The sequence below is a fragment of the Pantoea sp. DY-17 genome, assembly GCF_019795975.1.
Taxonomy (GTDB): Bacteria; Pseudomonadota; Gammaproteobacteria; order Enterobacterales; family Enterobacteriaceae; genus Pantoea; species Pantoea leporis.
Map to the genome: position 1 here is coordinate 1424137 of NZ_JAIMIG010000001.1, position 24648 is coordinate 1448784.

At 53.0% G+C, this 24648-nt stretch carries 22 protein-coding genes, 3 tRNA genes and 1 other RNA gene; 14 read left to right on the top strand and 12 right to left on the bottom strand.

Going from position 1 to position 24648, the window contains the following annotated elements:
- Positions 1-12 precede the first annotated feature (12 nt).
- Positions 13-690, top strand: coding sequence for a ribonuclease T (gene rnt / locus K5Y33_RS06750; protein WP_222233542.1), 678 nt, complete (start codon positions 13-15; stop codon positions 688-690).
- Between the two features lie 35 nt (positions 691-725).
- On the opposite strand, the gene K5Y33_RS06755 is transcribed toward rnt, so the two are convergent.
- Positions 726-1061: a Grx4 family monothiol glutaredoxin gene (locus K5Y33_RS06755; RefSeq protein ID WP_175501675.1), complete on the bottom strand. Its 336-nt coding sequence runs from the start codon at positions 1059-1061 to the stop codon at positions 726-728.
- Positions 1062-1425: 364 nt separating this feature from the next.
- On the opposite strand from K5Y33_RS06755, the gene K5Y33_RS06760 reads away from it, so the two are divergent.
- Positions 1426-2220: a C40 family peptidase gene (locus tag K5Y33_RS06760; RefSeq protein WP_222233543.1), complete on the top strand. Its 795-nt coding sequence runs from the start codon at positions 1426-1428 to the stop codon at positions 2218-2220.
- A gap of 56 nt (positions 2221-2276) precedes the next feature.
- On the opposite strand, the gene K5Y33_RS06765 is transcribed toward K5Y33_RS06760, so the two are convergent.
- Positions 2277-2366 (bottom strand): YnhF family membrane protein, encoded by a 90-nt coding sequence (locus K5Y33_RS06765; protein ID WP_007892756.1) that lies wholly within the window; start codon positions 2364-2366, stop codon positions 2277-2279.
- Between the two features lie 274 nt (positions 2367-2640).
- Between K5Y33_RS06765 and purR the strand changes: the two genes are divergently transcribed.
- A complete protein-coding gene (purR, locus tag K5Y33_RS06770; protein ID WP_008110309.1) occupies positions 2641-3666 on the top strand; it encodes an HTH-type transcriptional repressor PurR in 1026 nt (341 codons plus the stop codon).
- On the opposite strand, the gene punR is transcribed toward purR, so the two are convergent.
- Complete coding sequence (gene punR, locus K5Y33_RS06775) at positions 3663-4574, bottom strand: DNA-binding transcriptional activator PunR (RefSeq protein ID WP_137385679.1); 912 nt, start codon at positions 4572-4574, stop codon at positions 3663-3665. The two genes, purR and punR, sit on opposite strands and share 4 nt — an antisense overlap.
- Before the next feature lie 110 nt (positions 4575-4684).
- Here punR and punC point away from each other — a divergent pair, with 110 nt between their 5' ends.
- Both punC and cfa read left to right on the top strand, forming a co-directional pair.
- Complete coding sequence (gene punC / locus K5Y33_RS06780; RefSeq protein WP_222233544.1) at positions 4685-5887, top strand: purine nucleoside transporter PunC; 1203 nt, start codon at positions 4685-4687, stop codon at positions 5885-5887.
- A 302-nt stretch (positions 5888-6189) separates the two neighbouring features.
- Positions 6190-7338, top strand: a complete 1149-nt coding sequence (gene cfa, locus K5Y33_RS06785) for a cyclopropane fatty acyl phospholipid synthase (protein ID WP_110866031.1) — start codon at positions 6190-6192, stop codon at positions 7336-7338.
- Between the two features lie 51 nt (positions 7339-7389).
- Here cfa and K5Y33_RS06790 read toward each other — a convergent pair whose 3' ends face one another.
- Positions 7390-8034 (bottom strand): riboflavin synthase subunit alpha, encoded by a 645-nt coding sequence (locus K5Y33_RS06790; protein ID WP_110866030.1) that lies wholly within the window; start codon positions 8032-8034, stop codon positions 7390-7392.
- A gap of 197 nt (positions 8035-8231) precedes the next feature.
- Here K5Y33_RS06790 and K5Y33_RS06795 point away from each other — a divergent pair, with 197 nt between their 5' ends.
- The 6 genes from K5Y33_RS06795 to K5Y33_RS06820 all read left to right on the top strand — a co-directional run bounded on the left by K5Y33_RS06795 (position 8232) and on the right by K5Y33_RS06820 (position 12288).
- Positions 8232-9605 carry an MATE family efflux transporter gene (locus K5Y33_RS06795; protein WP_222233545.1) on the top strand — a complete coding sequence of 458 codons (1374 nt, stop codon included), beginning with the start codon at positions 8232-8234 and terminating at the stop codon, positions 9603-9605.
- A 134-nt stretch (positions 9606-9739) separates the two neighbouring features.
- A tRNA-Val gene (locus K5Y33_RS06800) sits at positions 9740-9816 on the top strand.
- Positions 9817-9819: 3 nt separating this feature from the next.
- Positions 9820-9896, top strand: a tRNA-Val gene (locus K5Y33_RS06805).
- 19 nt (positions 9897-9915) lie between these two features.
- A tRNA-Val gene (locus K5Y33_RS06810) sits at positions 9916-9992 on the top strand.
- 342 nt (positions 9993-10334) lie between these two features.
- Entirely contained in the window at positions 10335-11747 is a 1413-nt protein-coding gene (pykF, locus tag K5Y33_RS06815; RefSeq protein WP_110866028.1) for a pyruvate kinase PykF, read from the top strand.
- 304 nt (positions 11748-12051) lie between these two features.
- The gene (locus tag K5Y33_RS06820) at positions 12052-12288 is read left to right on the top strand and encodes a major outer membrane lipoprotein (protein WP_007892735.1); all 237 of its coding nucleotides are present in this window, start codon (positions 12052-12054) and stop codon (positions 12286-12288) included.
- 75 nt (positions 12289-12363) lie between these two features.
- Here K5Y33_RS06820 and K5Y33_RS06825 read toward each other — a convergent pair whose 3' ends face one another.
- From K5Y33_RS06825 to sufA, 7 genes are all read right to left on the bottom strand, one after another.
- Complete coding sequence (locus K5Y33_RS06825; RefSeq protein ID WP_137385673.1) at positions 12364-13350, bottom strand: L,D-transpeptidase family protein; 987 nt, start codon at positions 13348-13350, stop codon at positions 12364-12366.
- Between the two features lie 61 nt (positions 13351-13411).
- Positions 13412-13828 (bottom strand): cysteine desulfuration protein SufE, encoded by a 417-nt coding sequence (gene sufE / locus K5Y33_RS06830; protein ID WP_101764556.1) that lies wholly within the window; start codon positions 13826-13828, stop codon positions 13412-13414.
- Positions 13829-13848: 20 nt separating this feature from the next.
- Positions 13849-15072 (bottom strand): cysteine desulfurase SufS, encoded by a 1224-nt coding sequence (gene sufS / locus K5Y33_RS06835; protein ID WP_222233546.1) that lies wholly within the window; start codon positions 15070-15072, stop codon positions 13849-13851.
- Entirely contained in the window at positions 15069-16346 is a 1278-nt protein-coding gene (sufD, locus tag K5Y33_RS06840; protein WP_222233547.1) for a Fe-S cluster assembly protein SufD, read from the bottom strand. Before sufD ends, sufS begins: the two co-directional genes overlap by 4 nt.
- Positions 16321-17067, bottom strand: coding sequence for a Fe-S cluster assembly ATPase SufC (sufC, locus tag K5Y33_RS06845; RefSeq protein ID WP_008102973.1), 747 nt, complete (start codon positions 17065-17067; stop codon positions 16321-16323). Before sufC ends, sufD begins: the two co-directional genes overlap by 26 nt.
- 34 nt (positions 17068-17101) lie before the next feature.
- Positions 17102-18595 (bottom strand): Fe-S cluster assembly protein SufB, encoded by a 1494-nt coding sequence (sufB, locus tag K5Y33_RS06850; RefSeq protein ID WP_101764559.1) that lies wholly within the window; start codon positions 18593-18595, stop codon positions 17102-17104.
- 7 nt (positions 18596-18602) lie between these two features.
- On the bottom strand, positions 18603-18977 hold the full coding sequence (gene sufA / locus K5Y33_RS06855) for a Fe-S cluster assembly scaffold SufA (protein WP_222233548.1): 375 nt from the start codon (positions 18975-18977) through the stop codon (positions 18603-18605).
- Between the two features lie 389 nt (positions 18978-19366).
- Here sufA and K5Y33_RS06860 point away from each other — a divergent pair, with 389 nt between their 5' ends.
- The gene (locus K5Y33_RS06860; protein WP_222233549.1) at positions 19367-19771 is read left to right on the top strand and encodes a hypothetical protein; all 405 of its coding nucleotides are present in this window, start codon (positions 19367-19369) and stop codon (positions 19769-19771) included.
- 30 nt (positions 19772-19801) lie between these two features.
- Here K5Y33_RS06860 and K5Y33_RS06865 read toward each other — a convergent pair whose 3' ends face one another.
- Positions 19802-22855, bottom strand: a complete 3054-nt coding sequence (locus K5Y33_RS06865) for an FAD-binding and (Fe-S)-binding domain-containing protein (protein WP_222233550.1) — start codon at positions 22853-22855, stop codon at positions 19802-19804.
- A 205-nt stretch (positions 22856-23060) separates the two neighbouring features.
- Between K5Y33_RS06865 and ydiK the strand changes: the two genes are divergently transcribed.
- Together ydiK and rprA are read left to right on the top strand one after the other, a co-directional pair.
- Positions 23061-24173, top strand: coding sequence for an AI-2E family transporter YdiK (ydiK, locus tag K5Y33_RS06870; protein ID WP_222233551.1), 1113 nt, complete (start codon positions 23061-23063; stop codon positions 24171-24173).
- 343 nt (positions 24174-24516) lie between these two features.
- Positions 24517-24624: antisense sRNA RprA (gene rprA, locus K5Y33_RS06875), an RNA gene on the top strand.
- The last annotated feature ends 24 nt before the right edge of the window (positions 24625-24648 follow it).

A 24648-nucleotide genomic window follows, 5' to 3' on the forward strand; every position in this document is an offset into this window, starting at 1 on the left:
CATGAGATCCTGATGTCTGAATCGAACGCTTTAAACGCTCTCCACCAACGCTTCCGCGGTTTTTATCCTGTTGTGATCGACGTTGAAACCGCGGGTTTCAATGCACAAACCGATGCACTGCTGGAAATTGCAGCCACCACGCTGAAAATGGATGAAGACGGCTGGTTGCACCGCGATGAAACGCTGCACTTCCATGTGGAACCGTTTGAAGGCGCCATTCTGAATCCCGCGGCGCTGGCGTTTACCGGCATCGATCCCACCAATCCGCTGCGCGGTGCGGTAAGCGAATATGAAGCCCTGCACGCGATTTTTAAAATGGTGCGCAAAGGCACCAAAGACAGCGGCTGCAATCGCGCCATTATCGTGGCGCATAACGCCACCTTCGATCTCAACTTCGTGATGGCGGCCGCCGAGCGCGCCAGCCTGAAGCGCAATCCGTTTCACCCGTTTGCCACTTTTGATACCGCGGCACTGAGCGGTTTAGTGCTGGGGCAAACCGTGTTGGCAAAAGCCTGTAAAGCGGCGGGAATGGAGTTTGATAGCACGCAAGCGCATTCGGCACTGTATGACACCGAGCAAACCGCGACGCTGTTCTGTGAGTTGGTGAACCGCTGGAAACGCCTGGGCGGCTGGCCGCTGGCTTTCAGTGAAGAATCCGCAGATGAGGCGGATGAGGCGTCTGCCGGGTAACCAAAGAAAAGGCCGACATTTGTCGGCCTTCTGCATTATTCCGCTTCTTTATACTTCTCAGCGGTCTCTTTCAGCAGTGGCTGAAGTTCACCGCGCTGGAACATCTCAACGATGATGTCGCAGCCGCCGACCAGTTCACCATCGACCCACAGCTGCGGGAAGGTTGGCCAGTTAGCGTATTTTGGCATTTCAGCGCGAATGTCCGGGTTCTGCAGAATGTCCACGTAAGCGAAACGCTCGCCACACGCAGAAAGCGCCTGCACGGCTTGCGCCGAAAAACCACAGCTTGGCAGCTTTGGCGAACCTTTCATGTACAGCAGAATCGGGTTTTCTGCGATCTGACGCTGAATTTTTTCAACAGTACTCATTATTGCCTTCCTTAATCTTCTACTTCGTGTTTGTTTATTGTAGCGATTTCGCTCCCGGACTGAAAACGGGATTTTGCCTTTGCACTGGCTAATCGCCATGTTTGTTAAGTTAACGCATGACAAATAACATTTTCATATCATTAATTGGCATTAATAAATTAATAATTAGCAATAGTTTCGCTGTGTTAACCAGCTGAAATCGCTCATTTTTGCTACAGAATCAATCTGGTAACATATTAATGGAAAAAGGCCTTACCTTTTGCAAAAAAAGTGGATTAGAATTGCCTCGGCGCTGGTCACTTGATCAGATTTCTCTCACTTTTCCGCAGTCTGCTTTGATTCAGCCTGCTTAACCTGTAACCGGATTATGCGTCTAATAATTACGCTTTTCATACTGGCTTTTGCCCAACTGTTCTTTAATGTGGCCGCTGCATCTCCGCATGCGCCCGTTAACGCCAGTTCGCTTAAAGCAGAGAAAAAGAGCGCACGTGAAGACGAGCGCCGCAAACGACGTCCGGTAAAAACCACCACCACCAAAAAATCGCGTCTGACCGCTGTTCAAAAATTCAAACTCAAAAAACAGAGCAAAACAGACATCGCGCTGCACAAAACCACCAGCAAAAAATCCCCACTGAAACTCTCTGCTAAGAAATACGGTCATCAACGTTTAGCGAAGAAAACGCCCGAGATCGCCGTCGATGATGAAGCGTTAGCGCTGACCGGCATCAAAATGAGTAAAGCGCACCGACAGCGTTATCAAAAAGCGCGTGAAACGGCGATGACCAAATTAATGGGTCAACTCGGCAAACCTTATCAATGGGGCGGCGCTTCGCCACACACCGGTTTCGACTGCAGCGGCCTGGTGTGGTATGCCTATAAAGATCTGGTGAAATTCAAACTGCCACGCACCGCCAATGAGATGTATCACCTGCGTGATGCGGCACCGATTAAGCGTGAAATGCTGGAGAAAGGCGATCTGGTGTTCTTCCGCATCAACAATCGCGGTACCGCCGACCATGTGGGCGTTTATCTTGGCAATGGCAAATTCATTCAGTCGCCGCGTACCGGCAAAGATATTCAGATTAGCGCATTGGGTGAGGATTACTGGCAGAAACACTATGTGGGCGCGCGTCGTATGATGACGCCAAAAACCATTCGCTAGTTGTTGCGCAACAGACATAAAAAAGCCGGATGCTGTTCTCAGCTCCGGCTTTTTTGTTAATGCATGATCGCGGTAAAGCTGAAGGCGATAATCATCAACAGTGCGCCAACAGTGGTCATTAGCGCCAGCTTCAGGTCGGTATTCATCACAACTCCTTAGTCACACAATTATTAGGGTTAAGACGATTTTCGCATAGCAATAGGCAAAAATCTCGTGTTATCCGCGCCAGCTTGCTAGAATCGCCGCCTTTCGTTGCGCAACAGATTTTGCGCAGGCTGTATTTACAGCGTGATGAAGTGATTTCGCCTGCTAGAACATACCGTTTTGCCCGCTTTTTTGGGCTGTAAAAGCATTAGCAGACGCAAACGTTTAACAATATACTTATCAGTAAGTTGCGATAAGCCCAGGAGCACCATTTTCATGGCAACAATTAAAGATGTCGCAAAACGCGCGGGTGTCTCAACCACCACGGTTTCGCATGTCATCAACAAGACGCGTTTCGTTGCGGAAGAGACGCGTAACGCCGTATGGGAAGCGATCAAAGAATTACATTACTCGCCAAGTGCCGTGGCGCGTAGTCTTAAAGTCAATCACACCAAAACCTTGGGTCTGCTGGCGACCTCCAGCGAAGCGCCCTACTTCGCTGAAATTATCGAAGCGGTGGAGAACCGCTGCTTCGAACGCGGCTATACGCTGATTCTCGGCAATGCACACAACGATCTACAAAAGCAGCGCGCTTATCTGTCGATGATGGCGCAAAAGCGCGTCGATGGTCTGCTGGTGATGTGTTCGGAATATCCAGACGATTTGTTGCAGATGCTGGAAGAGAACCGCAATATCCCCATGGTGGTAATGGATTGGGGCGCGTCACGCGGTGATTTCACCGATACCGTGCAGGACAATGCATTTCAGGGTGGCTATCTCGCCGGGCGTTATCTGATTGAACGTGGCCATCGCGATATCGGTGCCATTCCTGGCCAAATGGAGCGCAACACCGGCGGTGGACGTCATGCTGGCTTCCTGCAGGCAATGAACGAAGCGGGCATTACAGTGCGTCCGGAGTGGGTGGTTCAGGGCGACTTTGAGCCTGAATCGGGCTATCAGGCGATGCAACAGATCTTAAATCAGAAACAGCGTCCAACCGCGGTGTTCTGCGGTGGCGATATCATGGCGATGGGCGCGATTTGCGCTGCTGATGAGATGGGTTTGCGCGTACCGCAGGATATCTCGGTGATTGGCTACGATAACGTGCGCAACGCGCGCTATTTCACACCAGCGCTCACCACCGTGCACCAGCCAAAAGCTGAACTGGGTGAAAAAGCGCTGGAAATGCTGCTGGATCGCATCACCAGCAAGCGCGAAGATCCGCAAACTATCGAAGTCCAGCCAACGCTGATTGAACGCCGTTCGGTGGCGTACGGTCCGTTCCGCGACTACCGCCGCTAAGCCGACACTTCGCTGAGCCATTCGTGGTTCAGCGTTTCCGCATCCCCGAGATAAGCCAGTAACCACGCCAGCGCCGGTGACGCGCGCTGTTCTGACCAGCTAACGCAGCACGGACTGTCCGGAAACGCCTGCGGTAGCGCCAGCTCGACCAGTTTTTGGCTGTCCAGCAGTGGACGCGCCAAATGGCCAGGCACCATGCCGACGCACAATCCTGCCAGCAAACAATCCATCCCGGTTTCCCACTCTGGCACCACCAACCGCCGCTGATTATCCAGCGTCCATGTCATACGGCGCGGCAACGCACGCGAGGTATCTTCCAGCACCAGCGATGGCCACGCCCGCAAGGTTTCATCATCCAGCTCCTTGCTGTTAACCAGCGGATGATCGGGACTCACCACACAACGCCAGTTCAGCGCGCCCATATCCTGAAAGGCAAAACGTCCGCCCACCGGGATGGCCTGAGTTGCGCCAATCGCCACATCCACCCGACCATCAGCCAACGCATCCCACACGCCGTTGAACACTTCGTAGCTGATAATCAGCTCCATGTCGGGAAAATGGCGGTAGAAGTCTTTCACTAACTGTCGCGTACGCTGCGGTTTTACTATGCAGTCAACCGCGATGCTCAACTCGCCGCGCCAGCCATTTGCCAGTTGCTGACACTGTCGGCGAGTTGCCAGCATTTTTTTGATAACAGAACGGCCTTCCCGCACAAAATGCTCGCCCGCCGCTGTCATCACCACTTCCCGATGCTGGCGCTCAAACAGCGGCACCGCCAGCCAGTTTTCCAGCTGGCGCACAGTGTAACTGACGGCAGAGGGCACGCGATGCAGCTCCTGCGCTGCCGCGCTAAAACTGCCGGTGCGCGCTACTGCATCCACCACTTCAAGCGCATATTCTGACCACATAATTTTGCCTTCAAAAATTTTAACAGCACCATGCAAATATTAGCGTTTCACAAAGCGCGCTGCATCCTTTTACACTCCCCGGCGTTTACCCTGCCCAAAAGAGAATCAACATGTTGTCGTCTAAAGCATTTATGCCTTATCTCGCCGTGCTCAGCATGCTCGGCTTTCTTGCCACGGATATGTATTTACCCGCCTTTGGCGATATGCAGCGTGATTTTGCTAGCGCACCCGGCACCATCAGCGCCAGCCTGAGTCTGTTTCTCGGCGGTTTTGCCTGTGCCCAGGTATTTTGGGGACCGCTATCAGATCGTTATGGACGTAAGCCGATTTTGCTGGCGGGCCTGGCCATCTTCGCCCTCGGTTGTCTGGGAATGCTGTGGGTGACCGATGTCCGCCTGATGCTGGCGCTGCGTTTTATGCAGGCGATTGGCGTGTGTGCGGCTGCCGTAAGCTGGCAGGCGCTGGTGGTGGATCACTATCCAAAAGCGAAAGCCAATAAAGTGTTTGCAACGATTATGCCGCTGGTTGCGCTGTCTCCGGCGCTGGCACCGCTGCTCGGCGCCTGGTTGATCGGCCACTTCCACTGGCGCAGCATCTTTATCACGCTGACGCTGGTTGCCGTGGTGTTGCTGATCGGTACGATGCAGTTAACCTCAACTAAGCGCGAGAAAGTCACCTCAGGTAAACAACCCGGCTGGTTGACTTTGCTGGGTACCCGCGTCTACAGCGGTAACGTCTTAATCTATTCGGCATGTTCGGCGAGCTTTTTCGCGTGGCTGACGGGCTCACCTTTCATTCTCGCCGCAGCTGGCCTGACGCCGGGCGATATTGGCCTGAGCTATATTCCGCAGACCATTGCGTTTCTGATTGGCGGCTTTGGCTGCCGCACGCTGTTAAATCGTTATCAGGGCGCGCAACTGCTGCCGTGGTTGCTGGTGCTGTACAGTCTGAGCATCCTAAGTCTGTTTGTCATCGCCCTGATGCCTTCAGCGCCGCTGTTTGTGCTGCTGATGCCCTTCTGCGGCATGGCGCTGGCCAATGGCGCGATCTATCCGATTGTGGTGGCCAGCGCATTAGCGCCCTTCCCGCACGCCACCGGTAAAGCGGCAGGATTACAGAATTTATTCCAGCTAGGATTGTGCTTTGTCGCCAGCCTGCTGGTCTCCGCCGGCCTTGAGCAGGCGCTGTTCAACACCACATTAGTGATGGTGGCCACCGTGGTACTGGCGTGGGTGGGCTTTGTCTGCCAGCGATCGGCAAACGCACAAAGTGATATTGCCCACACTTCCCGTCCCTGCGAAGATAATCTCTAAGCCAACGCTTTTCGTTAGCAAACTAACGATAACCCGTTGAATATTGACCCACGTGAGCATATACTCAGTGGGTCAGTAATTCTGTATTAAATCAATAATATAAATGTAATACCTTTAGCGACTCTGTCGCGGGATGGCGTCTGCACGATACTCCAGTGCGGCGTCCAACTTTTCTATTCAAATTCATGCCTCTGTAAAACGTCGGATTTCTGGCGCACGGATTTTCCGTGAGTTCTCTCACAGGTCTTGGGAAATTGGCTATTCTTTTTCTCAGGTTCAGATCGGAAGGTGATGGAGAAGCTATGAGTTCATCTGTTATAGAAGAAGTGAGCCTTGAAGAAAACCACTGGTTTCGGATCGTCAATGAACTGCTAGAGCGTGCTGATATTGCAGTTAATGGCACTCGTCCCTGGGATATTCAGGTAAAGCATCCAGATTTTTTTAAACGCGTGCTCGAGGAAGGATCGCTCGGATTAGGTGAAAGTTACATGGATGGTTGGTGGGAGTGCGAACAGCTTGATATGTTCTTCCATCGCGTTTTAAAACACCATCTGGATAAACAATTACCGCGACATTTTAAAGATACGTTGCGCATCGCCGCCGCGCGTCTTACTAATTTGCAATCGAAAAAACGCGCCTGGATTGTGGGTAAAGAGCATTACGACCTGGGTAATGATCTATTCTCACTGATGCTTGACCCCTATATGCAATATTCCTGCGGCTACTGGAAAGATGCTGATACGTTGGAAAACGCGCAGCAGGCCAAACTGGATATGATTTGCCGCAAGTTACAACTTGAACCGGGCATGACGCTGTTGGATATCGGTTGTGGCTGGGGCGGACTGGCGGAATATGCCGCACGCCATTATGGCGTCACGGTGCATGGCGTCACTATTTCTGCAGAGCAACAAAAACTGGCACAACAACGCTGTGAAGGACTGGATGTCACTATTTTACTGCAGGACTATCGCGACCTGAATAATCAATATGATCGCATTGTTTCTGTCGGAATGTTTGAACATGTCGGGCCGAAAAACTATGCCACTTATTTTGATGTTGCTGACCGCAATCTCAAACCAGACGGCATATTTTTACTGCACACCATTGGTGCCCTCACAACGGATATGAATGTCGATCCGTGGATTGATAAATATATCTTCCCGAACGGTTGTCTGCCGTCGGTCCGTCAAATCGCTGATGCCAGTGAGCCACATTTCGTCATGGAAGATTGGCATAACTTTGGCGCAGATTACGATACGACGTTAATGGCATGGTATGAACGTTTTCAGGCGGCGTGGCCGCAGCTGGCTGAGAAATATGGCGAACGTTTTAAACGGATGTTCGACTATTATCTCAACGCCTGCGCCGGTGCGTTTCGTGCCCGTGATATTCAGCTGTGGCAGGTAGTATTCAGTCGTGGCAAGGATGGCGGATTACGCGTAGCGCGTTAATGAGCTTGCAGAAATAAATCAAGGCGCCGCAGGGCGCCTTTTTTAGCGCCATTATTCTGCGCTGGCAATCTGCGCCAGTGCAGCGGCTTCACGCTGCGCTAATACGCGTTCAACGGTTTCCACAATGGCCTGCGTATGAGGGTCAATCTCAATATTGACCTTCTGACCAAACTTCTTCGCGCCTAACGTGGTGCGCTCGAGGGTTTCCGGAATCAGATGCACACAGAACTTGCTTTTGGTAACGTCGCCAACGGTCAAACTAATTCCGTCGATACCCACAAAACCTTTATGCAGAATATATTTGATCTGCGTGGCGTCCTGTAATTTAAACCAGATTTCGCGGTTGTTTTCTGACTGGATGATTTTGCAAATTTCCGCCGTGGTCATAATATGGCCAGACATTAAATGGCCGCCAATTTCATCACTGAACTTCGCTGCACGCTCAATATTCACTACATCCCCGACCTGTAATTCACCCAGGTTGGTAATGCGCAATGTTTCTTTAATCAGATCGAAGCTAACCCGATCGCCATTAATCTCAGTCACAGTCAGGCAGCAGCCGTTGTGGGCTACCGATGCGCCCAGCGCCAGTCCCGGTAACAGCTCATCCGGTAAGCGCACAATATGGGTACGAAACAGATCTTTCTCTTCAATGCCGACAATTTCTGCCGTGCCTTGCACAATTCCAGTAAACATAATCTTAGCCTCTGCAAAGTTTGCGTCAGTTTATCACAGCTTGTCGGCGGCAGCTTAATTTGGCGGAGTTCAAACTTTACACAAATTGCTAAACAAAATGCGATCAACGTTTGGCGGAAGCCAGCGCTGCCGCTACACTGTGCGCGCATTCTTTGGGGATTTCGCCCCGCTCTCTTCATTAATTAAGCAGGTGTAACGTGCAGAAGTATTTTACCGAAGCGCGTCAATTGCTGGCCCTCGCGATCCCGGTCATCCTTGCTCAGGTGGCCCAGACTGCGATGGGATTTGTAGATACTGTTATGGCCGGTGCGGTAAGCGCCACGGATATGGCCGCCGTCGCTGTCGGCACCTCTATCTGGCTTCCCGCCATTCTGTTTGGTCATGGTCTTCTACTGGCTTTGACGCCTACCGTTGCGCAACTCAACGGTTCAGGACGACGCGAACGTATCGCGGAACAAGTGCGCCAGGGATACTGGATGGCAATCGGTGTTGCACTCCTGATTATGGTGGTGCTGTGGAACGCTGGTTATCTGATTAACACCATGCATGATATCGATCCTGAATTGGCCGCCAAAGCTGAAGGATACTTGCATGCGTTGCTGTGGGGCGCACCGGGTTACCTGCTGTTCCAGGTGATGCGCAACCAATGCGAAGGTTTGTCGAAAACCAAACCGGCGATGCTGCTCGGCTTCCTCGGCCTGATGGTGAATATTCCGCTCAACTATGTGTTCATTTACGGCCATTTTGGTATGCCGGCCTTAGGCGGCGTCGGCTGCGGCGTGGCGACGGCATCGGTCTATTGGGTGATGTTCCTGGTGATGCGCTTCTGGGTGAAACGCATGGCAAGCATGCGCGACATCCGTATGAAAACGCGCTGGTCTGCACCGTCACGTGCGATTTTGTCACGCCTGTTCACGCTGGGTTTGCCGGTGGCATTGGCGCTGTTCTTTGAGGTGACGCTGTTTGCCGTGGTAGCGCTGTTGGTGTCACCGCTCGGTATCGTGAAAGTGGCCGGACACCAGATTGCACTCAACTTCAGTTCGCTGATGTTCGTGTTGCCGCTGTCGCTCGGCGTCGCCACTACCATTCGCGTTGGCTATCGGCTGGGACAAGGTTCGGCCGAACAGGCGCGCGTTGCTGCGTGGACCGGGCAAGGCGTCGGCATCAGCATGGCGGCCATCACCGCACTGTTTACCGTGATTTTCCGTCACGATATCGCCGGCCTGTACACGGCAAATCCAGAAGTCATTACCCTTGCGGCACAGCTGATGTTGCTGGCGGCGATTTATCAGTTCTCAGATTCAATTCAGGTGATTGGCAGCGGTATCTTGCGCGGTTATAAAGACACGCGCTCGATCTTCTTCATCACCTTTATCGCCTACTGGGTGCTGGGTTTGCCGGTGGGTTATGTACTGGCGATGACGGATTGGGTATTGCCGAAGTTGGGTCCCGCCGGCTTCTGGTGTGGCTTTATTATCGGCCTGACCTCCGCAGCAGTGATGATGATTTGGCGCATCCGTCGTTTGCAGCGCCTGCCTGCGCAGGTCATCCTGGCGCGCGCCGCGCGCTAAGTGGCTGGTAACGGCGAAAAAAACGACGCATAGCACAGTTGCTGGTCAGTCGTAGGGGAAAAACACTTTTTCCCCTTGCCAGCATCACGGCCTGCCGTTAATATTCGTCCCCGCTGTCGCCCTGACAGTGTGTTGCGCTCTTAGCTCAGTTGGTTAGAGCACCACCTTGACATGGTGGGGGTCGATGGTTCGAGTCCATTAGAGCGCACCAAGTGCGTCCGTAGCTCAGTTGGTTAGAGCACCACCTTGACATGGTGGGGGTCGGTGGTTCGAGTCCACTCGGACGCACCAATTTGTGAATTTCCTGAATGCGCTCTTAGCTCAGTTGGTTAGAGCACCACCTTGACATGGTGGGGGTCGATGGTTCGAGTCCATTAGAGCGCACCACTCTGGTTTTATCTCCTTGCGCAACACCTTTTTCTTGATCTGCATCGTCTATATCGCGCCGCTTTTATATTGGTTTTCGCATACTTAGCGACTATACTATGCCGCGTTGTTCCACCTGAAAGGTTTCAGCGCTAACGTGCCTATGCAAACAACTCCAATGATTTGCGCAACACTGATCACTCAGTTCCCTCGCGTACTGCATAACTTCTCTGCACGCTTTGCTTTCGTCTCCTATTCTTATTTCTGTGAAATCCGATCCAACACCATAAATATTCTCACTTCGGTGCCGTGCGCATCGAATCCCGACCTTTATCATCCATCACAACTTATAGAAAACCTGACATGAAAAAGACCAAAATCGTTTGTACTATCGGTCCAAAAACCGAATCCGAAGAAATGCTGACCCAACTGCTGGAAGCGGGCATGAACGTGATGCGCCTTAACTTCTCGCACGGGGATTACGCTGAACATGGCCAACGCATCACCAACATGCGTGCCGTTATGGAAAAAACCGGTCGTCAGGCCGCTATTCTGCTGGACACCAAAGGTCCGGAAATTCGTACCATGAAACTGGAAGGCGGCAACGATGTGTCGTTGAAAGCCGGCCAGACCTTCACCTTCACCACCGATCAGTCAGTCATTGGTAACAGCGAACGTGTTGCCGTGACCTACGCCGGCTTCACTGAAGACTTGAAAATTGGTAACACCGTTCTGGTCGACGATGGTTTGATCGGTATGCAGGTCACAGAAGTGACTGAGAATTCAGTAATCTGTAATGTCCTGAACAATGGCGATCTGGGTGAGAACAAGGGCGTTAACCTGCCAGGTGTCTCCATTCAGCTGCCTGCACTGGCGGAAAAAGATAAGCGCGACCTGATCTTTGGTTGCGAGCAGAACGTTGATTTCGTCGCCGCTTCGTTTATTCGTAAGCGTTCTGACGTGCTGGAAATCCGTGAGCACCTGAAAGCGCATGGCGGCGAGCATATTCAGATCATCTCAAAAATCGAGAACCAGGAAGGCCTGAACAACTTCGATGAGATCCTCGAAGCCTCAGACGGCATCATGGTTGCTCGTGGCGACCTCGGCGTTGAGATCCCGGTTGAGGAAGTAATCTTCGCGCAGAAGATGATGATTAAGAAATGTAATAAAGCACGCAAAGTGGTTATCACCGCGACGCAGATGCTGGATTCCATGATCAAGAACCCACGCCCTACCCGCGCGGAAGCCGGCGACGTGGCGAACGCCATCCTCGATGGTACCGATGCGGTCATGCTGTCTGGTGAGAGTGCTAAAGGTCGTTATCCACTGGAGTCGGTCACCATCATGGCGACCATCTGTGAGCGTACCGATCGCGTGATGAAATCCCGCATTGACTCGCTGCAGGATTCACGCAAGCTGCGCATCACCGAAGCGGTATGCCGCGGTGCCGTTGAGACTGCAGAGAAGCTGGAAGCACCACTGATTGTTGTAGCCACCGAAGGTGGTAAATCTGCTAAAGCTATCCGTAAGTATTTCCCGGATGCCACCATTCTGGCGCTCACCACCAACGAAACCACCGCTCGTCAGCTGATTCTGAGCAAAGGTATCGAAACTCATCTGGTGAGAGAAATTGCCTCAACTGATGATTTCTACCGCATTGGTAAGGAAATGGCGCTGGAAAGCGGATATGCGCAGAAAGGCGATGTGGTGGTAATGGTTTCAGGTGCATTAGTACCAAGCGGAACGACAAACACCGCGTCTGTACATGTAATCTGATTAGCAACTGAATTTTTATTTAAAAGCGCCTTTTAAAGGCGCTTTTTTTATTGCAGAGGTAATACAAAAGCCAGAAATTTCCAATCGAAATTAACTATTCAAAATCTCGTATGATTAAGGTTAGTCCGATTAAATCTCTCTGTTTTAGCTAATTATTTTCATCATCTTCTGTTAAATGCTGTTTCTTTGAGCGAACGATCAAATTTAAGCATGTTCTCATCAAAAATTTATTCTCAACTCAAAAAGCTTTGTGTAATACTTGTAACGCTACATGGAGATTAACTCAATCTAGAGGGTATAAAGAATGAATCGCACTAAACTGGTACTGGGCGCTGTAATCCTGGCTTCAACTATGCTGGCTGGTTGCTCAAGCAACGCTAAAATCGACCAACTGTCTTCAGACGTTCAGACTCTGAACGCTAAAGTTGATCAGCTGAGCAACGACGTGAACGCAATCCGTTCTGACGTTCAGGCTGCTAAAGATGACGCAGCTCGTGCTAACCAGCGTCTGGACAACCAGGCTCACTCTTACCGTAAGTAAGAGTTCTGGTTTGAAAAATGGTGCCCATGTGGCACCATTTTTTTTGTCCTGATTCTGCGATTCTCTGGTCCGAATTCAGGGCTGCGCTACAGCTTCACCACGCTGCTCCGTTGGTACTGCGCTTTCATCTGTAACCGGCTCACCGCTGCTCACTAATACCGGCATTCCGGAACGTCGGGCTATCGCTTCCTTGATCAACGCCGTATCACTCTTCTCGCTCTTCGAGAAGGCTTTCAGCTGCGCTGACTGCGCAATCGGCATGGTTTGCGGATCGTCCTTATCATTACGTGATAACGGCTGATGCACTTCAACGTAGCGCTTACCGTCGGGCTCAATCGCATATTTGATGGGCTGATTGATCACCTGCACCCGCGTCCCTTTCGGCACGCTATTGAACAGCGCTTCAATATCATCCGGTCGCAAGCGAATGCAGCCGGAACTTACGCGCATGCCAATACCAAAGTCAGCATTGGTGCCGTGAATCAAATACTGACCGGTCCCACGCGCCAGACGCATCGCAAACAGCCCCATTGGGTTATCAGGCCCGGCTGGCACCACGCCCGGCAAAGTAATGCCCTCTTTGGCGTAGCGCTTGCGGATATTGGTGGTTGGCGTCCAGGTAGGATTCGGGATTTTCTGGCTGATGCTGGTGACCATGGTTGGCGTCATAGCGCCTAACTGACCGATCCCGATCGGATAGACGACCACACGATCTTCACCTTTCGGATAATAGTAAAGTCGCAGTTCCGCGAGGTTAATCACGATACCTTCCCGTGGTGCATCGGGTAGCAGCATCTGCAGTGGCACGGTTAATTGTGTGCCAGCCTTGGGGAGCCAGGGATCAACGCCTGGATTAGCTTCAAGCATGCCGAGCATGCCTATCTTATAACGTGCGGCAATGCTCTCCAGCGGCCGCTTGTCATCCGGCACGGTGGTCAGGGTGTTTTCGCCAATCAAACGGCTATTATCGGCTGGTAGGGGATATTCCGTAGCAAATGCAGGTGCAGAGAGTCCGCAACAGGACAACAGCAATGCACCGGCTAAACGTAAGGCTGGTTTCATGCAATTTTCTCTTTGTCGGATAGAACAGACCCCGGTCAAGCCGGGGTCTGGAGAGTGTAACTTAGCTGAGGGTCTGAGCGTTATGCCGGATCGCGCGAATCATCGCTTCCAGCCCCTGCGAACGCGAGGGAGTGAGATGTGAGGTCAGCGCCAATTCGCCGAACCAGTGGCGCACATCGAGATCGAGAATCTCTGACGCCTTAAGCCCTTGATACAGACTAAATACCACTGCAATCAACCCTTTAACGATGGCGGCATCGCTGTCGCCTTCGAGGGCGATGGTGCCATCGGCCTGCGGGGTCATGCGTATCCACACCTGGCTCTGACAACCTGAAATCACGTGTTCCGGCTGCTGTAAGCTTTCGGAGGATTCTGGTAATTTCCCACCGAGTTCAATGATGTAGAGGTACTTCTCTTCCCAGTTTGCGCAACGATTGAAGTTACGAACCAGTCTCTCTTTATCTGGCAAATTCGCCATGAATCACTCCTGAAGTCTGCTCAACCGCCCAGCAGACGATGAATACGGGTCAAACCTGCGGCCAGACGATCGGCTTCTTCTTCGGTGTTGTACAGCGCGAAGGAGGCACGACACATGGCCGGCACCGCATAATGACGCATCAGCGGCATCGCACAGTGATGGCCGGTGCGGATCGCAATACCGTATTGATCAAGGAAACTGCCGACATCAAAGGCGTGATGGTTGCCGAGGTTAAAGGCCACCACGCCGCTGCGACTTTCCGGACCGTAAATCACCAGATCCGGCACCGAAGCCAGTTTATCCAGCGCATAACGCATCAGCATCGATTCGCGCTGATGAATCACGTCCAGGCCCAGTTCGCTGATCCACGTTAACGCCGCACCCAAACCAATGATGCCGCCGGTATTCGGCGTGCCCGCTTCGAAACGCCATGGCGTATTGTTAAAGGTGGTGCCGGTTGGCAGCACAACCTCCGAAATCATCGAACCGCCGCCTTCCCAGGGTGGCATGATCTCCTGCAACGCTTTACGCGCATACAGCACACCAATGCCGGTCGGACCATAAATCTTATGGCCGGAGAAAGCGTAGAAGTCGCAGTCGATATCCTGCACATCCACCTTGTGATGCATCACCGCCTGCGCGCCATCCACCAACGTAATCACACCAGCGGCTTTCGCTTGAGCCACGATAGCTTTTACGGGATTGACGGTTCCGAGCACGTTAGAAACGTGGGTGACTGCCAGCAAACGGGTGCGGCTATCAATCAAACCGCTCAGCTGTTCCAGCGCCAGCTCGCCCTGCGCATTCAGCGGCAAAACGCGAATTTCTGCGCCAGTGCGCTGCGCCACCATCTGCCACGGCACGATGTTAGCGTGATGCTCCATCTCGGTGACGATGATGTTGTCGCCCGGCTGCAACTGACTGCCGCCCCAACTGTTCGCCACCAGATTGATGGCTTCCGTGGTGCCTTTGACGAAAATAATCTCTTCTGGCGAAGCGGCGTTAAGAAAACGCGCGGCCTGATGACGTACGTTCTCCATGTCGGTGGTCGCCTGCGCGCTCAACGAATGGATACCACGGTGCACGGCCGCATAGCCGTGCTGGTAGAAATAACTTTCCGCATTGATGACCGCGAGCGGGCGCTGTGCGCTGGCCGCGCTATCAAGGTAGGCCAGCGGATGTCCGTTGACCTCACGTTTCAGAATCGGAAATTCCGCTCTGATGCGTTCGAGATCGAAACTCATGACTCAACTCCCGGGATACGCGCGGCAATGCGCTGCAGCACCACCTGACGCAATACCGGATTCTCCAGCGTTTCGGTGAGTTCAGCGGCAAAGGCATGGATGATCATACGCTGTGCGGCAGTCTCATCGATGCCGCGCGAGCGCAGGTAGAACATCTGCTCTTCATCAATACGACCAATGGTCGCACCGTGGCTGCACTTCACGTCATCCGCATAGATTTCCAGCTGCGGCTTGGTGTCCACTTCAGCCAGACGGCCCAGCAACAGGTTGTTGTTAGTCATCTGTCCATCGGTTTTCAGCGCGTGCTGCGCCACTTTGATCATGCCGTTGAACACCGCACGACCTTTATCGCGCGCGATGATTTTATGCATCTGACGGCTGGTGCAGTAGCCTTTGTTGTGTTCCAGATAGCTGCGGGTATCGCACACTTCCTGGTTCACCGGCAACGACAAGCTGTTGATCGCCAGATTGGTATTTTCGCCATTAAGCTGCGCGCTGGTGTTATGACGCGATAGGCCCGCACCCAGCAGGAAGCTGGTAGTGGCCACATTCGCATCGCGGCCCATCACCACATCATTGTGCGCGAAGTGGTAAGCCTTCTCGCTCTCAAATGACAGTTTGATGTGCTGCAGTTTGGCATTGTCGGCCACGTCGAAAGTGAAACGCGCGCCGGTAAAGTGCGCCACGTCATTCAGCGTGACATAGTGCTCAATCACTTCCGCTTCTGCGCTGGCTTCCAGCTGCAGATGGTGGCGATGGTGCACGGTGTTGGTGCCCGCGTCCTGACCGCTGGTGATGTGCAACAGATAAAGCGGTTTAGCCGCTGATTTGCCACGCGCCAGACGAATTGTCGTGGCTTCTTCTGCCAGACTTTCAGTAAGATGCAGGAACACTTCTGGCTGAATCGGTGCCGGCAGCGGACGACGCTCAGAAGCCTGCGCATGCTGAATTTCAAACAGGCCGGTATCACGGCTGCTCAATTCAGCCTGAAAACGACCGTCAACAAACACCAAACGCACCGCATCAACCGGCAGCGCCAGCGCTTCAACTTGTTCCGCGCTCACTTCCTGCGGCTGCGGCAGCACAAACTGCTGCGCCAACAGGCCATCAAGCGGCGTGTATTTCCAGTTTTCATGCTTACGCGTCGGCAGGCCGACACGCATCAGTTGCTGCCAGTGCTGCTGCGCCTGCAAAGAACGTTCGTCACCGCGCGATTCAAACAGATGATGCCACTGCTGCAGGGCGTTATCACTCTTGGTCGGTAAGCCAGCCATAGCCTTGCTCCTCCAACTGTTTCACCAGCGAGAAGTCGCCAGATTTAACGATCTTGCCCTGATACAGCACATGTACGTGGTCCGGCTTGATGTAATCCAGAATACGCTGGTAGTGCGTCACGATGATGAATGAACGCTTACCGTCGCGCAGGCTGTTTACGCCTTCTGCCACGATTTTCAGCGCATCGATATCCAGACCGGAGTCGGTTTCATCAAGGATGCACAGCTCAGGTTCCAGTGCCGCCATCTGCAGGATGTCGTTGCGCTTCTTCTCACCACCAGAGAAGCCCACGTTCACTGAACGGGTCAGCAAATCTTCTGGCATCTTCAGCAGCTGGATTTTATCTTCGATGAAATCCTGGAAGTCGAAACGGTCCAGCGGCTCCTGCTCACGGTATTTACGTACCGCGTTGACCGAGGTCTGCAGGAAAAACTGGTTGCTGACGCCCGGAATTTCTACCGGATACTGGAACGCCATGAAGATGCCTTCACCGGCACGCTCTTCTGGCTCAAGTTCCAGCAGGTCTTTGCCCTTGAAGGTGACAGAACCGCCAGTGACTTCGTAATCTTCACGGCCAGCCAGCGTTGCAGACAGGGTACTTTTACCTGAACCGTTCGGTCCCATAATGGCGTGGACTTCGCCCGGTTTCACTTCGAGGTTCAGACCGCGCAAAATCTCTTTGTCTTCAACGCTAACCTGCAAATCTTTAATGCTTAACATACTCTTTCCTTCACATTGCTTCCGGCAACGGGCATCAGCCCACACTGTGCTCAAGGCTGATAGCTAACAATTTTTGCGCTTCCACGGCGAATTCCAGTGGCAGCTCGGAGAAAACGTCTTTGCAGAAGCCGTTGACGATCATTGAGATCGCATCTTCTTCGCTGATGCCACGCTGCAGGCAGTAGAACATCTGATCTTCACCGATGCGCGAGGTGGTGGCTTCGTGCTCCAGATGGGCGGTGTTGTTGCGCGTTTCCACATACGGGAAGGTGTGCGCACCGCACTCGGCACCAATCAGCATCGAGTCACACTGGGTGAAGTTACGCGCGTTGGTCGCGGTTGGCATAATTTTCACCAGGCCACGATAGGTGTTCTGACTCTTACCGGCAGAGATACCTTTGGAGATGATGGTCGACTTGGTGTTTTTACCAATGTGAATCATCTTGGTACCGGTATCCGCCTGCTGGCGGCCTGCGGTCAGTGCGACCGAGTAGAACTCACCGATCGAGTAATCACCGCGCAGAATGCAGCTTGGATATTTCCAGGTGATCGCCGAACCGGTCTCAGACTGTGTCCAGGACATCTTGCTGTGATCGCCTTCGCACAGAGCACGTTTGGTCACGAAGTTGAGGATACCGCCCTCGCCTTCGCCGCCTGGGAACCAGTTCTGTACGGTGGAGTATTTCACTTCAGCGTTTTTATGGATGATCACTTCTACCACTGCGGCGTGCAGCTGATAGGTGTCACGCACAGGCGCAGAGCAACCTTCGATGTAGCTGACGTAGCTGTCTTCATCGGCGATCAAAATGGTGCGCTCGAACTGACCGGTTTTTGCCGCGTTGATGCGGAAATAGGTCGACAGCTCCATCGGGCAACGTACGCCTTTCGGGATATAAACGAAGGTACCGTCAGAGGCCACAGCGGAGTTCAGCGCAGCGAAGAAGTTATCGTTTGGCGGCACGACGGTGCCGAGATACTTCTGCACTAGCTCAGGGTGATCGTGAATCGCTTCGCCGAACGAGCAGAAGATGATGCCCTGCTCCGCCAGCTTGCCGCGATAGGTGGTTGAAACGGAGACGGAGTCGAAAATCGCATCCACCGCCACTTCACGACCTTCACGCACCGGAACGCCTAACTGGTTGAACGCGTCTTCCACTTCCTTCGTCAGGTAGTCGCTGGACGCGACGCTGCCGGAGGTTTGCGTGGCACCGGGTTCAGAAGCACAGCTGTCATCGCAGTTGCCGCAGGACGGCGCGGAATAGTAGCTGTAATCCTGATAATCCAGTTTCTCGTAGTGCGCTTTCAGCCAGTGCGGCTCTTCCATTTGCTCCCAGGCGCGGAACGCCTTGAGACGGAATTCAAGCATCCATTCAGGTTCGTTACGTTTAGCCGAAATGGCGCGCACCACATCTTCATTGATGCCGTGGGCAAATTCTTCAGTTTGTAACTGGGTAAAGAAGCCCTCTTTATAGTTGAGCTTACCTTCCCACATTTGTACATCGTCAGATGCTTCGCTGTGTCGTGACATATTTCACTTACTCGACGCCAAAGCTTTCACCGCACCCGCAGGCGTGTTGAGCTTTAGGGTTGTTGAATTTAAAAATCTGGTTAAGACCTTCGCGGACATAATCCAGTTCGGTACCGTCAACAAACGGCATCGCCTGAAGTGGCACAAACAGTTTTGCGCCGAATTGCTCAAACTGTAGGTCGTCATCGGCAGGATCTTTCACCAAGTCCATAACGTACCCAAAACCGGCACAGCCGGACGTTTTCACACCCAGTTTCAAGCCCTTGACTTCAGGGTCTTGTTCTACCAGGTTAAGAATCTGTTTCGCTGCCGATTCGGTCAGCGTGAGCCCTTTCCAGACGAAATCTTCGGGTGAAAAAGAGTCGGCATTTACTAATGACATTGTGCTACCTCGTATGTCTGGGCCTTTTCAGGCTATCCCCCTATGGTAGTGATATCAGATATCACTTCAACCTCTTGTTTTGCAGGGATAATCATCTCGTGCTGTTTTTTACTGCTGCTTTATTAAGCATAGTCGCTTCAAAGCAGATTGACGGCAGCATTCCCGTGCGCGCCTGACCAACGTAACCCGTTAAATTGTCGTAAAATTTCCAAAATCAATTTTACGTTTCCATCCTGATTGATAGGTTACGCCTTTCCACTATGTAAAGAAATTGTTATTACCGATTTTAGTAACAGGCAGAGGAAATCAATAAAATTTCACAGCGGGAATTGCATTCCTGACGCGGTTTAATATGATAATGATTATCATTAACCTAAAAAGGTGGCGATATGACGCTTACCGTCTCAGCCTGGTTACAACATAAAATCGACGAATATAAGTTTTCGGTGCGTGATATCACCGTTGACTTCTACATGGCTCAGGCAAAGCTCAACCGCACTGATTGCACGCTCGACCAACTGCGTCGCTTTAACGACACCTGTCTTGATATGGCAGAAATCTGCGAAATCAACGGCGACGATCACAGCTTTCTGCATGCCATGGGCAAGCTCCATCACCGCTTAGTGCAGGAGATGGGCAATGCCGATCGTGACCGTTTGTTCCGGATTCAGGCCTATCAACTGGCGCGCCTGTCATTAACACGCTTGTGTCATCAACTGGCGCTCAGCGGCGAGTGGGATCAAGCCACCCGCCTGCAGAGTGATTTTGTTCGCCACGCAGGCTTGATATTCTAATCCAGCTTTGTGACGTCTCCTACAATTTGTTTACATCATTTCCAGTAATGCTTGCAGTGGATGACGCATGCCATTGCCTTCTGCGCGTTTTACCTGACTACGACACGAAAAACCGGTTGCCAGACAGCGCTGACGCGGCAGCTTTTGCAATTGCGGATGCCAGGACAGCTCGTAAATCCCCAGTGAATTCTCCAGGTTTACGCTTTCGTGGCCATAGGTTCCCGCCATTCCGCAGCAGCCCACATTGACGTTTTCCAGCTTCGCACCAAAGCGCGCAAAAATGCTCTGCCACTGATTCGGCGTGGACGGTAGCGCGGTCACTTCGGTGCAGTGCGCAAACAGATACCAGGCTTCGCCGCTGGCGGTTTGCTCCGCACGTGCCGACAAGGCGGTTTGCAGCCACTCATGCACCAGCTGCACGTTAAACTCGCCGCGCTGCTCGCCCAGCACCTGATGGTACTCATCGCGGTAACAGAGCACGGTCGCCGGATCGACACCGACCATCGGCATGCCCAGTTTTGCCACGCGATTGAGAAAATCAGCGGTTTTGCTGGCGGTGCGCGCAAAGCGCTGCAGGAAGCCTTTCACATGCTGCGCCTTGCCATTCGGTGAGAACGGCAGCAGCACCGGACGATAACCGAGTTTCTCAATCAGCTTGACGAAATCGGTGACCAGCTGTGCCTCGTAATAGCTGGTAAAGGGATCTTGTACCACCAGCACGCAGTTTTCGCGTTGCGCCGCATCCAGCGCTTCTAACTGCTCCAGCGTCAGGTTCATCGCCGGATGGCCGCCTAACTGCTGCTTGAGGCTCGGCGATGACAGCAGCGGCAAATCCACCATGCCGATATGCTTTTTGCTCAGCTCGCGCATCCACGGCTGCTTGAGGAAAAAGTTGAACACCTTAGGCGCTTTGGCCATCAGCGGCGCGTAACTCTCCACGGTGGCCACCAGATGATCGCTCATCGGGCGCAGATAGCGGGTGTGATACAGCTGCAGGAAGCGTGAACGGAAGTTCGGCACATCGATCTTGATTGGGCACTGCGTCGAGCAGGCTTTACACGCCAGGCAGCCCGACATCGCCTCTTTCACTTCGTGCGAGAAGTCATATTCGCCCTGATTCGCGTGCCAGGTATTACGCGTGCGCTGAATCAGCGTACGCAAGCTGGCGCCCTGTTTCGGGAGCGCCTGCTCAAGTTGGGTAGGATCCACGCCCTGCTCGGAGAGCAAACGCAGCCATTCACGCGTGAGTGTGGCGCGCCCTTTCGGCGAGTGAATGCGGCTGCGGGTAATTTTCATCGACGGGCACATTGGGCTACGTGCATCGAAGTTGAAGCACAAACCGTTGCCATTACACTCCATCGCACCGCGCCACTCGTTGCGCACCGTAACCGGAATCTGCCGATCGTAGGTGCCGCGTTTCACCGCATCAACCTGCATCATCGGTTCATCACTGCCGAGCGGCGTACAGATTTTGCCGGGATTCATGCGGTTGTCAGGATCGAACGCGGCTTTGATGCGGCGCAGCTCATCGAATAACGTCTCGCCAAAGAATTCCGGGCTGTACTGCGCGCGAAAACCTTTGCCGTGCTCGCCCCACAATAAACCGCCGTAGCGCGCGGTCAGCGCCACCACTTCATCGGAGATCTGCTTCATCAGCAACTCCTGCTGCGGATCGCACATATCCAGCGCCGGACGCACATGCAGCACGCCAGCATCCACGTGCCCAAACATGCCGTAGCTCAGGCCGTGGCTGTCGAGCAGCGCGCGAAAATCGACGATATAATCCGCTAGCTGTTCTGGCGGCACCGCGGTATCTTCCACAAACGGAATTGGCTTGGCGCGCCCTTTGGCGTTCCCCAACAGGCCAACCGCTTTTTTGCGCATATTATAGATGCGCTCAATGCCGCCTAAATCGTCACACAGTTGATAGCCAATCACGCCGCCCAACTGCTGCCGCATCAGCTCATCTAAGCGCTGACATAGCGTGCTGATCTGCTGCTCAATCAGTTCGCCATCATCACCGGCAAACTCCACGATGTTGAGCCCCAGCAACTGTTTATCTGGCACATCGGTAATTAATTCATTTACCGAATGCCAGACGATATCTTCTCGCGCCAGATTCAGGACTTTTGAGTCAACGGTTTCCACCGAAAGCGCTTTGGCTTCCACCATTAAAGGGGCGTTACGCAGGGCCGAGTCGAACGAATCATATTTGATGTTGACCAGACGACGCACTTTAGGGATGGGCGTGATGTCGAGGCGCGCTTCGGTAATAAAGGCCAATGTGCCTTCCGCGCCGCACAGCAAACGCGTCAAATCAAACGTCTGCAAATCGTCGCTGAACACATGACGCAGATCGTAGCCGGTCAGGAAGCGATTGAGCTTGGGGAATTTCTCCAGAATCAGATCGCGCTGTTCGCGGCAGCGACTCAACACCTGCTGGTAAATGCGCCCTTCCGCGGTCGGCGTGCTCGCCAGCTGTTCCGCCAATTCAGTCGGCATGGCGCGCGTATCAAGGATGTCGCCACCCAGCAGCACCGCGCGCAGGCCTTCAACGTGATCGGAGGTTTTGCCATACACCAGCGAACCCTGGCCCGAAGCATCGGTGTTGATCATGCCGCCGAGCGTGGCGCGGTTGCTGGTGGAGAGCTCTGGCGAGAAGAAGAAGCCATACGGCTTGAGCCACGCATTGAGTTGATCTTTCACCACGCCCGCTTCAACCCGCACCCAACCTTGCTCGGTGTTGATTTCCAGGATGCGGTTCATGTAGCGCGACATATCCACCACGATGCCCTGATTCAGCGACTGTCCGTTGGTGCCGGTGCCGCCACCGCGTGGCGTAAACACCAGGCTGGTAAAACGGGTTTCACCGGCAAGGCGCGCAATCAACGCCACATCCGCCGTCGAGCGCGGAAACAGCGCCGCATCAGGCAGCAGCTGATAAATACTGTTGTCGGTGGCAAGCGAGAGGCGATCGGCATAGCTGGTAGCGGTATCGCCGGTAAAGCCTTGCTCTTTCAAGGACTGCAGGAATGTCAGCACCAGTTGAACGAGGCCCGGTGCCTGAGAAATCTGTGGGATCATTATTGAGTGACCGAGATGTTGTAAACGTTTGCGTCGTGATTTTTTTCAGCCCTTGGTTTTATCATACTTTTCTGCTGGCTGCTGTTTTTTCAGGAAAGCGCGCCGCCGTCGCTGCTTTTCCTGTTTAATTTTCAGGAAATAGATCATCATTAATCAGGGCTGTTCAGCCCCACTCTGAAGGATTCAATCGAGGTTAAACGTTGTGATGAAAGACCTGCAACGCGGTATGGATTTACCGCAAATGCTGTTTTCACTGATGTTCATTCTAATCATGATCATCGCCAGTCTGTGGGTGGTGCAGCCCTTTATTCTTGGCTTTGCCTGGGCCAGCATGGTGGTGATCGCCACCTGGCCGTTGATGATTCGTCTACAGCACATGTTGTGGGGACGCCGCTCGCTGGCGGTGATTGCCATGACCATTTTGCTATTACTGCTGTTTATTATTCCTATCGCCCTGCTGGTCAGCAGCCTGATTGATAACAGTGCGCCGGTGATCGCCTGGGCAACGCAGCGCCATCTGGTGATGCCTGACTTCGATTGGTTGCGACAGATTCCCTATGTCGGCAGGAAACTCTACTCGAGCTACCACAAATTAGTGGATGGCGGCGGCGCGGCGATGCTGAATCAGGTGCAGCCCTATATTGGTCGCACCACCGGCTTCTTTGTGGCGCAGGCTGGCCACTTCGGCCGCTTTATGATGCACCTCATCGTGATGCTGTTGTTCAGCGTGCTGCTTTACTGGCGCGGCGAGCAGGTGGGCCACGGCATTCGTCATTTTGCCTATCGCATGAGTGGACGCCGTGGCGATGCCGCAGTGCTGCTGGCCGGTCAGGCGATTCGCGCTGTGGCGCTGGGCGTGGTGGTCACCGCGCTGGTTCAGGGCGTGCTCGGCGGCATTGGTTTAGCCATTTCCGGCATTCCTTACGCCACGCTGTTAACCGTGTTGATGATTCTGACCTGCCTGGTACAGCTCGGGCCGCTGGTAGTGTTAGTGCCAGCGATTATCTGGCTGTACTGGAGCGGCGATACCACGTGGGGCACGGTGCTGCTGGTATGGAGTTGCGTGGTGGGTACGCTGGACAGCGTGTTGCGTCCGGTGTTGATTCGCATGGGTGCCGATCTACCGATGATCCTGATTCTTTCCGGCGTTATTGGCGGATTGATTGCTTTCGGTATGATTGGGCTGTTTATCGGTCCGGTGGTCCTGGCGGTTTCTTATCGCCTGGTTTCAGTGTGGATGCATGAAGCGCCCGAACCGGATGACGATGTGCAGACCGCCATCGAAGCGTTGGCCGAACACGAAGAAGAACAACATTAAGCGTTCCCCGCCGGGTCGCCGTTCATGGCGACCTCATTCACATTAACGCCCACTCAGCGAAGATACACGTTCTCTCAGTTTTACACTGGCCTTACTTTAACCCGCCTAATGCCCCAACATCGCCCCCGCGCATTTCTTACTGATAATAATTTTTTTTCATAAGCGGTTTTTAAGAAAAAACGCAGTTTTAGGCGCTTTAGGCGGGATTCTCTTACGGAATGATTATTTTTACAGCTGAATTGCCGCTTAGCAGGGAAGAAAAAGGCCACGAAAGGTTATCAGCTTTAAACTAATAAGAGGATTCTTAAAGACGCCAGCGAGCCTGATCAATAACATGTTTCCTATGTTTTGAATCAAGCTACTGATTTCTAAACAACCTTATTCCCCTGAGTAAAGTGAAGAATTGCTGTGTGTAGTCTTTGCCCATCCCCTGTGATGGGCTTTTTTTTGGCTTTTTTTCAGACAAAAAAATAAG

Coding starts and splice junctions, on each gene's coding strand:
- rnt (WP_222233542.1), top strand. CDS start 13: ATGTCTGAATCGAACGCTTTAAACGCTCTCCACCAACGCTTCCGCGGT.
- K5Y33_RS06760 (WP_222233543.1), top strand. CDS start 1,426: ATGCGTCTAATAATTACGCTTTTCATACTGGCTTTTGCCCAACTGTTC.
- K5Y33_RS06765 (WP_007892756.1), bottom strand. CDS start 2,366: ATGAATACCGACCTGAAGCTGGCGCTAATGACCACTGTTGGCGCACTG.
- purR (WP_008110309.1), top strand. CDS start 2,641: ATGGCAACAATTAAAGATGTCGCAAAACGCGCGGGTGTCTCAACCACC.
- punR (WP_137385679.1), bottom strand. CDS start 4,574: ATGTGGTCAGAATATGCGCTTGAAGTGGTGGATGCAGTAGCGCGCACC.
- punC (WP_222233544.1), top strand. CDS start 4,685: ATGTTGTCGTCTAAAGCATTTATGCCTTATCTCGCCGTGCTCAGCATG.
- cfa (WP_110866031.1), top strand. CDS start 6,190: ATGAGTTCATCTGTTATAGAAGAAGTGAGCCTTGAAGAAAACCACTGG.
- K5Y33_RS06790 (WP_110866030.1), bottom strand. CDS start 8,034: ATGTTTACTGGAATTGTGCAAGGCACGGCAGAAATTGTCGGCATTGAA.
- pykF (WP_110866028.1), top strand. CDS start 10,335: ATGAAAAAGACCAAAATCGTTTGTACTATCGGTCCAAAAACCGAATCC.
- K5Y33_RS06820 (WP_007892735.1), top strand. CDS start 12,052: ATGAATCGCACTAAACTGGTACTGGGCGCTGTAATCCTGGCTTCAACT.
- K5Y33_RS06825 (WP_137385673.1), bottom strand. CDS start 13,350: ATGAAACCAGCCTTACGTTTAGCCGGTGCATTGCTGTTGTCCTGTTGC.
- sufE (WP_101764556.1), bottom strand. CDS start 13,828: ATGGCGAATTTGCCAGATAAAGAGAGACTGGTTCGTAACTTCAATCGT.
- sufS (WP_222233546.1), bottom strand. CDS start 15,072: ATGAGTTTCGATCTCGAACGCATCAGAGCGGAATTTCCGATTCTGAAA.
- sufD (WP_222233547.1), bottom strand. CDS start 16,346: ATGGCTGGCTTACCGACCAAGAGTGATAACGCCCTGCAGCAGTGGCAT.
- sufC (WP_008102973.1), bottom strand. CDS start 17,067: ATGTTAAGCATTAAAGATTTGCAGGTTAGCGTTGAAGACAAAGAGATT.
- sufB (WP_101764559.1), bottom strand. CDS start 18,595: ATGTCACGACACAGCGAAGCATCTGACGATGTACAAATGTGGGAAGGT.
- sufA (WP_222233548.1), bottom strand. CDS start 18,977: ATGTCATTAGTAAATGCCGACTCTTTTTCACCCGAAGATTTCGTCTGG.
- K5Y33_RS06860 (WP_222233549.1), top strand. CDS start 19,367: ATGACGCTTACCGTCTCAGCCTGGTTACAACATAAAATCGACGAATAT.
- K5Y33_RS06865 (WP_222233550.1), bottom strand. CDS start 22,855: ATGATCCCACAGATTTCTCAGGCACCGGGCCTCGTTCAACTGGTGCTG.
- ydiK (WP_222233551.1), top strand. CDS start 23,061: ATGAAAGACCTGCAACGCGGTATGGATTTACCGCAAATGCTGTTTTCA.